Genomic DNA, 7,604 nt, shown 5'->3' with positions numbered 1-7,604 from the left:
CGACCACCCGATGACCTCTGCCCTGCCCCCTGCCCTCTTCACCCCCGCCTGGCTGGCGCGCCTGGAGTTGGCCTATGCCCGCCAGGGCGACTGGACCCGGCCGATCACCCGCCGCCACCTCGGCCCCTTGCGGGTGCAGAAACACCTGCACGCCGAAGGCCCCGAGCTCTGCCAGCACATCATCGTCCATCCCCCGGGAGGCATCGCCGGGGGCGATCGGCTGGACATCGACGTCAGCGTCGGCGAAAACGCCTGGGCTCAGCTCACCAGCCCCGGGGCGGCCAAGTGGTATCGCGCCGACAGCGCCGCCCACCAGCAGATCGACCTGCGCGTGGCCGCTGGCGCAACCCTGGAATGGCTGCCCCAGGAGACCATCGTCTTCTCCGGCGCCCAGGCCCGTCTCGCCACCCGCATCGAGCTGGCGGGCGACGCTCGCCTCTGCTACTGGGACATCGTCGCCCTGGGCCGCCCGGCCAGTGCCGAGCGCTTCGCCGAGGGCCTGTTCCAGGCGCATCTGGACATTCGCCGTGACGGCACTCCGCTGTGGCACGAGCGCCAGCGCCTGGTCGGTGCGGATCGGTTGCTGGACTCGCCCATCGGCCTCGCCGGTCAGCCGGTGTTCGCCACCCTGCTGATCACCGGCACCCTGGACGCCGATACCCTGGCGCGTTGCCGCGAACTTGGTCTGCCGGTCCGCGGCGACCTGACCCAACTGCCCGGCCTGGTTGTCGCCCGCTGCCTGGCCGCCGAATCGCTGCAGGCCCGCGCCTGGCTGATCGAGGTCTGGCGCCTGCTGCGCCCGGCCCTGCTCGGTCGCGCCGCCGTGCCACCGCGGATCTGGAGCACCTGAGGTCGCGACACCCTTGTAGGCGCGGCCCACGGCCGCGATGATCGACCTTCCTTGACCGAACCTGCCAATCGGAACACCCATGGACCTGACGCCCCGCGAAAAAGACAAGCTGCTCATCTTCACCGCCGGCCTGGTGGCCGAACGCCGCCTGGCGCGTGGGGTGAAGCTCAACTACCCGGAAGCCATGGCGCTGATCTCCGCCGCCCTGCTCGAAGGCGCCCGTGACGGTCGCACCGTCGCCGAGCTGATGCACTATGGCACCACCCTGCTGACCCGCGACCAGGTGATGGAAGGCGTTCCGGAGATGATCCCGGAGATCCAGGTGGAAGCCACCTTCCCCGACGGGACCAAGCTGGTCACCGTCCACCAGCCGATCGCCTAGGGAGACCGCCATGAGTCTGATCGTCCGCGACGCCACCCCTGCCGACCTGCCGGCCGTGCTGCACATCTACAATGACGCCGTCAGCAACACCACGGCGATCTGGAACGAGACCCCGGTGGACCTGGCCAATCGCCAGGCCTGGTTCGACCTGCGCGCCACCCAGGGCTACCCCATCCTGGTCGCCGAGAATGCCGACGGCGTGGTGGTGGGCTATGCCTCCTTTGGCGACTGGCGGCCCTTCGAGGGCTTTCGCCACACCGTCGAGCACTCGGTCTACATCCACCCCGACCAGCGCGGCCAGGGCATCGGCCCGCGCCTGATGACGGTGCTCATCGAACGCGCCCGCGCCTGCGACAAGCACGTGATGGTGGCCGCCATCGAGAGCGGCAACCAGGCCTCCATCCGCCTGCACGAGCGACTGGGCTTCCTCACCACCGGGCAGATGCCCCAGGTCGGCACCAAGTTCGGTCGCTGGCTGGATCTCACCTTCATGCAACTGATGCTGGAGCAGCGCCCATGATCCCCGGCGAATACCAGATCCAGGACGGCGATATCGAACTCAACGCCGGCCGCCGCACCCTGAGCCTGACCGTCGCCAACAGCGGCGATCGGCCGATCCAGGTGGGCTCCCACTACCACTTCCACGAGACCAATGACGCCCTGCTGTTCGATCGCGCCCTGGCCCGCGGCATGCGCCTGAACATCGCCGCCGGCACCGCCGTGCGCTTCGAACCGGGCCAGAGTCGCGAGGTGGAACTGGTCGAGCTGGCCGGCCTGCGCACCGTCTACGGCTTCGCCGGGCGGGTGATGGGGAAGTTGTAGGGACAAGCCCCCTCACCCCAACCCTCTCCCTCAGGGAGAGGGGGCTAAAAGCAGACACCGTGCCTTTCGCGCTTTCCTCCTGCTCCGCGAGACTGGAGCGGAGCGAGAGGCCAAACCGGAACACCCGCCCTTCCCCCTCTCCCCCTGGGAGAGGGTCGGGGTGAGAGCAAACCAGAACACCCTGCCGTCCAGGAATAACTCCCTGCTCACGGTAACAGGATGCCACCCGCTCTTCCCCCTCTCCCTCCTGGAGAGGGTCGGGGTGAGGGCAAACCAGAACACCCTGCCGTCCAGGAATAACTCCCTGCACGAGGCAACAGGATGCCATCCGTTCTTCCCCTTCTCCCTCCGGGAGAGGGTCGGGGTGAGGGCAAACCGGACCACCTTTATTCGGGATTCACACCTATGAAAATCTCCCGCCAAGCCTATGCCGACATGTTCGGCCCCACCACCGGCGACCGGGTGCGCCTGGCCGATACCGACCTCTGGATCGAGGTCGAAGAAGACCACACCGTCTATGGCGAAGAAGTGAAATTCGGTGGCGGCAAGGTCATCCGCGACGGCATGGGCCAGAGCCAGCTACTCGCCGCCGAGGTGGTGGATACCGTCATCACCAATGCCCTGATCGTCGATCACTGGGGCATCGTCAAGGCCGACCTCGGGCTCAAGAACGGTCGCATCCATGCCATCGGCAAGGCCGGCAACCCGGATATCCAGCCCGGTGTCAGCGTGCCCATCGGCGCCGCCACCGAGGTCATCGCCGGCGAGGGCATGATCCTCACCGCCGGTGGCATCGACTCCCACATCCACTTCATCTGCCCGCAGCAGATCGAAGAGGCGCTCATGAGCGGCACCACCACCATGATCGGTGGCGGCACCGGGCCGGCCACCGGCACCTATGCCACCACCGTGACCCCCGGTCCCTGGCACATGGCGCAGATGCTCAAGGCCGCCGACGCCTTCCCGATGAACATCGGCTTCACCGGCAAGGGCAACGCCAGCCTGCCCGGGCCGCTGGAAGAACAGGTCCGCGCCGGCGCCATCGGCTTGAAACTGCACGAGGACTGGGGCACCACCCCCGCCGCCATCGACAACTGCCTGGCGGTGGCCGATCGCTTCGACATCCAGGTGGCCATCCACACCGACACCCTCAACGAATCCGGTTTCGTCGAGACCACCCTGGGCGCCTTCAAGGGTCGCACCATCCACACCTACCACACCGAGGGTGCCGGGGGCGGCCACGCGCCGGACATCATCAAGGCCTGCGGCTTCCCCAACGTGCTGCCCAGCTCCACCAACCCGACGCGGCCCTTCACCAAGAACACCATCGACGAGCACCTGGACATGCTCATGGTCTGCCACCACCTGGACCCGAGCATCGCCGAGGACGTGGCCTTCGCCGAGAGTCGCATCCGCCGCGAGACCATCGCCGCCGAGGACATCCTCCACGACCTCGGCGCCTTCGCCATGATCAGTTCCGACAGCCAGGCCATGGGCCGCGTCGGCGAGGTCATCACCCGTACCTGGCAGACCGCCGACAAGATGAAGAAGCAGCGCGGCCCGCTGCCCGAGGATGGCGCCGGCAACGACAATTTCCGCGTCAAGCGCTACATCGCCAAGTACACCATCAACCCGGCGATCACCCATGGCATCAGCCACGAGGTGGGCTCCATCGAGGTGGGCAAGTTCGCCGATCTGGTGCTCTGGCGCCCGGCGTTCTTCGGGGTGAAGCCGACGCTGATCCTCAAGGGCGGCGCCATCGCGGCCAGTCTGATGGGCGACGCCAACGCCTCCATCCCCACCCCGCAACCGGTGCACTACCGCCCGATGTTCGGCAGCTACGCCGGCATGCTCCACGACACCAGCCTGACCTTCATCAGCCAGGCCGCCTTCGACGCCGGGGTGCCCGAGCAACTGGGGCTGAAGAAGCGCATCGGCGTGGTGAAGGGCTGCCGCACCGCGCAGAAGAGCGACCTCATCCACAACGACTACCTGCCGACCATCGAGGTCGATCCGCAGAACTACCAGGTCAAGGCCGATGGGCAGCTGCTCTGGTGCGAACCGGCAGAGGTGCTGCCGATGGCGCAGCGGTATTTCCTGTTCTAACGAGGCACAGGGAATGTTGGGCTTCGCTGCGCTCAACCAACCTACGGGTATCCAAGGTCGCTTGGGCACGGCGTGGCGAATTGAACCTCGTAGGTTGGCGCTGAGCGTAGCGAAGCCCGACACGCCCAACTCTCACCGCTCGCCCACCGCCCAGTCCTCATCGCGCTGTCCTGTCCAATCCGCCGGCAGGACGCCCGCTCGCACATAGCGATGAATGGACGAATGGGGCCACTCCACCGCCCTAGGCGCATGGCCGTGCTTCACCGGGTTGAAATGGATGTAGTCGAAATGTCGCTGCAGATCCTGCTCGTCCCGAATCCGGTGCTCCCAATAGCGTCTTTGCCAGACGCCGCGTTCGCGTTTCAGCCGGCGCGATAGATTCACCGTCTCCAACGGCGGTAACTGACGCGAGAAGCCTGCCTTGATCAGGCTCCAACGCAGCGGATAGTCACCATCGTCATCTGGCAAACGCCAGAGCGCGTGCAGGTGATCGGGGAGGACCACCATGGCGAGGATATCGAAGGGATGCCGGACCTTCACCTCGCGCACGGCCTGCCTGAGCGACCCGATATGGTCGACGAGCAGAGTGGCCGAGCGGTCGTTGAGATTGAGCGTGAAAAAGAAGATGCCGCCCGCGGCAAGGCTGCGTCGATAGTCCAAGATCACCGTCCCTGGTGAATGGAAAGGCGCATTCTAGAGCCTTTTCCAGTGCCTTTGGATAGATCGCGCCTGTTGGGCTTCGCTGCGCTCAACCCGACCTACGGACTCAGCCGCGACTGATTGGCGCCGCCGGGGCTTCGGCGCGGTCGTTGCGGTCATAGGTGGCCTTGTCCAGCTGGCCCATCCAGCGTGCGGTCAGGGTACCGGCGGTCATGGAACCGTTAACGTTGAGGGCGGTACGGCCCATGTCGATCAGCGGCTCGATGGACACCAGCAGCGCCACCAGGGTGACTGGCAGACCGAGGGCCGGCAGCACGATCAGGGCGGCGAAGGTAGCACCGCCGCCCACGCCGGCCACGCCCGCCGAACTCAGGGTGACGATACCCACCAGGGTAGCGATCCACAGCGGATCGAAGGGGTTGATACCCAAGGTCGGGGCGACCATCACCGCCAGCATGGCCGGATAGAGACCGGCGCAGCCGTTCTGGCCGATGGTGGCGCCAAAGGAGGCGGCAAAGCTGGCGATGGCGGGCGGTACGCCGAGGCGCTCGGTCTGGGCCTCGATGCTCAGCGGGATGGTCGCCGCGCTGGAACGGCTGGTGAAGGCGAAGCTCAGTACCGGCCAGACCTTGGGAAAGAAGCGCACGGGCGACAGACCGCTCAGGGTCAGCAGCAGCGCATGCACGCCAAAGAGGATGCCCAGGCCCAGGTAGGAGGCGATCAGGAAGGTGCCCAGCTTGAGCACGTCCTGAGGACTGGCGGTGGCGACCATCTTGGTCATCAGCGCCAGCACGCCGTAGGGGGTGAGTTGCAGCAGCAGGCGCACCAGCTTCATGACCCAGGCCTGGAGCACGTCGATGCCGGCTAGCACCTTCTCGCCACGCACCGGATCGTCGCGCTGCAGGCGCAGGGCGGCGACGCCGAGGAAGGCGGCGAAGATCACCACACTGATGATGGAGGTGGGATTGGCACCCGTGAGATCGGCGATGGGATTCTTCGGAATGAAGGACAGCAGCAACTGCGGCACCGACAGATCCGCCACCTTGCCGACATAGCTGTTCTGCAGGGCGGTCAGGCGCGCGGTCTCCTGGGCGCCTTGCACCAGGCCCTCGGCGCTCAGGCCGAACAGCCAGGTGACCAGCACCCCGACCAGGGCGGCGATGGCGGTGGTGAACAGCAGGGTGCCCAGGGTCAGCAGGCTGATGCGGCCCATGGACGAGGCCTCGCGCAGCCGCGCCACGGCGGCCAGGATGGAGGCGAACACCAGCGGCATGATGCTCATCTGCAGCAGCTGCACATAGCCGTTGCCGACCAGGTTGAACCAGCCGATGGAGGTCTTGAGCACCGGGGCGTCATGCCCGTAGACGAATTGCAGCAGCAGGCCGAAGGCCACGCCCAGGGCGAGACCGATGAAGACGCGCACGGCCAGGCTCCAGCCGGTGTTGCGGGTACGCGCCAGCAGGCCGAGCAGCACGGCGAAGGCGACGAGGTTGAGAACGAGAGGCAGATTCACACGAGGTCTCCAGAACGGCGCCCGACACGACCGCCGGACGAAAAGGCGGCGATGGTAGCAGCTCGGGCCGCCTCGGCTTAGATCGAGGCGCTATCACCTGATAACGGGAGGAGCGGTCCTATCGCCGGGGTGAACGGGGCTCGCCCAGGGCGTTGCGCTGCTAGAGTTCAGCCAACCGGGAAATGACGCCCGGCCCTGCCACATCAGAAAAGGAATACTCCATGCAACGTTTCGCCAAGCTCGCCGCTTCCCTCGCCCTCGCCGCCGCCGTCGCTGGCTGCACCGGCACCGCGATGAAGACGCAGAACCTGGGTCCGTCGCAGTACACCGTCGTCGGTCATGGCGAAGGCAAGGCGACCGGTCTCATGATCCTGGGCTTCATTCCGGTCCAGCAGAACGACCGCTTCGTGCGCGCTCAGCAGGCCGCCATCAAGTCCCGCGGTGGCGATGCGCTGATCAATGCCCAGGTGCAGGAAAACTGGTTCTGGGCCTACGTCCTGAGTGGTTTCACCACCACCGTTTCCGGCGACGTGGTCAAGCTCAAGCGCTGAGCCCCATCCGTCTGATCGACGCCGCCCATCGAGGCGGCGTTTTTGCGCTAGGCTGATCGCTTCTTTCCGAGGAAGCCGACCATGACCGCGACCCTGATGAAACTCCCGCTGCAATCCATCGACGGCGAAACCCTGACCCTGGAGCGCTACCTGGGCAAGGTGCTGCTGGTGGTGAACGTTGCCTCCAAGTGCGGCCTGACCAGCCAGTACGAAGGCCTGGAACGCCTTTACGAATCCCAGCGCGAGCGCGGCCTGGAAGTGCTCGGCTTTCCCGCCAACGACTTCAAGCAGCAGGAGCCGGGCAGCGACGCCGAGATCAAGGAATTCTGCACCCTAACCTATGGTGTGCAATTTCCCATGTTCGCCAAGGTCAGCGTGGTGGGTGAAGACAAGCATCCGCTCTATGCCGAACTGACCCAAGCGCAACCCGAGACGACCGGCGACGGCCCCTTCCGCGAGCGCATGCTGAGTCGTGGTGGCACCCCCAATCCCAAGCCCGAGGTGCTGTGGAATTTCGAGAAATTCCTGATCGGGCGGGACGGCGAGGTGGTGGGGCGCTTCGCGCCGGATGTGACCGCGGATGACCCGCGGTTGGTGGCGGCCATCGAGAAGGAATTGGCGAAAGGCTGAAGCTGCCCTGCTGGTAAATGGCGAGGCGTGACCTGATTCGTAGATACCATCTCTCCCACCAATCACAACAGGTCCGCTAAAGGGCCTGTC

9 protein-coding genes are annotated in these 7,604 nt (G+C 66.1%); 7 read left to right on the top strand and 2 right to left on the bottom strand.

All coding sequences use genetic code 11. The annotated features are described in order from the left end of the window. The first annotated feature begins 10 nt into the window (after positions 1 to 10). The 5 genes from GSQ95_RS23090 (at position 11) to ureC (ending at position 4,160) form a co-directional block, all read left to right on the top strand. Positions 11 to 850 (top strand): urease accessory protein UreD, encoded by an 840-nt coding sequence (locus GSQ95_RS23090; protein ID WP_158896759.1) that lies wholly within the window; start codon positions 11 to 13, stop codon positions 848 to 850. Positions 851 to 929: 79 nt separating this feature from the next. Continuing rightward, complete coding sequence (ureA, locus tag GSQ95_RS23085; protein WP_007162996.1) at positions 930 to 1,232, top strand: urease subunit gamma; 303 nt, start codon at positions 930 to 932, stop codon at positions 1,230 to 1,232. Positions 1,233 to 1,242: 10 nt separating this feature from the next. After that, entirely contained in the window at positions 1,243 to 1,752 is a 510-nt protein-coding gene (locus GSQ95_RS23080) for a GNAT family N-acetyltransferase (RefSeq protein ID WP_158896760.1), read from the top strand. Further along, complete coding sequence (locus GSQ95_RS23075; RefSeq protein WP_064307547.1) at positions 1,749 to 2,054, top strand: urease subunit beta; 306 nt, start codon at positions 1,749 to 1,751, stop codon at positions 2,052 to 2,054. The genes GSQ95_RS23080 and GSQ95_RS23075 overlap by 4 nt, the downstream gene beginning before the upstream one ends. Before the next feature lie 405 nt (positions 2,055 to 2,459). Further along, positions 2,460 to 4,160: an urease subunit alpha gene (gene ureC / locus GSQ95_RS23070; RefSeq protein WP_158896761.1), complete on the top strand. Its 1,701-nt coding sequence runs from the start codon at positions 2,460 to 2,462 to the stop codon at positions 4,158 to 4,160. Between the two features lie 132 nt (positions 4,161 to 4,292). Here ureC and GSQ95_RS23065 read toward each other — a convergent pair whose 3' ends face one another. Both GSQ95_RS23065 and GSQ95_RS23060 read right to left on the bottom strand, forming a co-directional pair. After that, positions 4,293 to 4,823, bottom strand: a complete 531-nt coding sequence (locus GSQ95_RS23065; RefSeq protein WP_218580223.1) for a transposase — start codon at positions 4,821 to 4,823, stop codon at positions 4,293 to 4,295. A gap of 103 nt (positions 4,824 to 4,926) precedes the next feature. Then, the gene (locus GSQ95_RS23060) at positions 4,927 to 6,333 is read right to left on the bottom strand and encodes an L-cystine transporter (RefSeq protein ID WP_158896763.1); all 1,407 of its coding nucleotides are present in this window, start codon (positions 6,331 to 6,333) and stop codon (positions 4,927 to 4,929) included. Between the two features lie 221 nt (positions 6,334 to 6,554). On the opposite strand from GSQ95_RS23060, the gene GSQ95_RS23055 reads away from it, so the two are divergent. Both GSQ95_RS23055 and GSQ95_RS23050 read left to right on the top strand, forming a co-directional pair. Then, on the top strand, positions 6,555 to 6,884 hold the full coding sequence (locus GSQ95_RS23055; RefSeq protein WP_158896764.1) for a hypothetical protein: 330 nt from the start codon (positions 6,555 to 6,557) through the stop codon (positions 6,882 to 6,884). Between the two features lie 81 nt (positions 6,885 to 6,965). After that, positions 6,966 to 7,514 (top strand): glutathione peroxidase, encoded by a 549-nt coding sequence (locus GSQ95_RS23050; RefSeq protein ID WP_158896765.1) that lies wholly within the window; start codon positions 6,966 to 6,968, stop codon positions 7,512 to 7,514. Positions 7,515 to 7,604 lie beyond the last annotated feature (90 nt).

The sequence above is a fragment of the Pseudomonas sp. BAV 4579 genome, from assembly GCF_009765395.1.
In the GTDB taxonomy this organism is placed as follows: domain Bacteria; phylum Pseudomonadota; class Gammaproteobacteria; order Pseudomonadales; family Pseudomonadaceae; genus Chryseomonas; species Chryseomonas aestiva.
Note: the sequence above shows the minus strand (reverse complement) of the source record. Positions and strands in the feature narration are given on the sequence as shown.

Coding starts and splice junctions, on each gene's coding strand:
- ureC (WP_158896761.1), top strand. CDS start 2,460: ATGAAAATCTCCCGCCAAGCCTATGCCGACATGTTCGGCCCCACCACC.
- GSQ95_RS23090 (WP_158896759.1), top strand. CDS start 11: ATGACCTCTGCCCTGCCCCCTGCCCTCTTCACCCCCGCCTGGCTGGCG.
- GSQ95_RS23075 (WP_064307547.1), top strand. CDS start 1,749: ATGATCCCCGGCGAATACCAGATCCAGGACGGCGATATCGAACTCAAC.
- GSQ95_RS23055 (WP_158896764.1), top strand. CDS start 6,555: ATGCAACGTTTCGCCAAGCTCGCCGCTTCCCTCGCCCTCGCCGCCGCC.
- ureA (WP_007162996.1), top strand. CDS start 930: ATGGACCTGACGCCCCGCGAAAAAGACAAGCTGCTCATCTTCACCGCC.
- GSQ95_RS23080 (WP_158896760.1), top strand. CDS start 1,243: ATGAGTCTGATCGTCCGCGACGCCACCCCTGCCGACCTGCCGGCCGTG.
- GSQ95_RS23050 (WP_158896765.1), top strand. CDS start 6,966: ATGACCGCGACCCTGATGAAACTCCCGCTGCAATCCATCGACGGCGAA.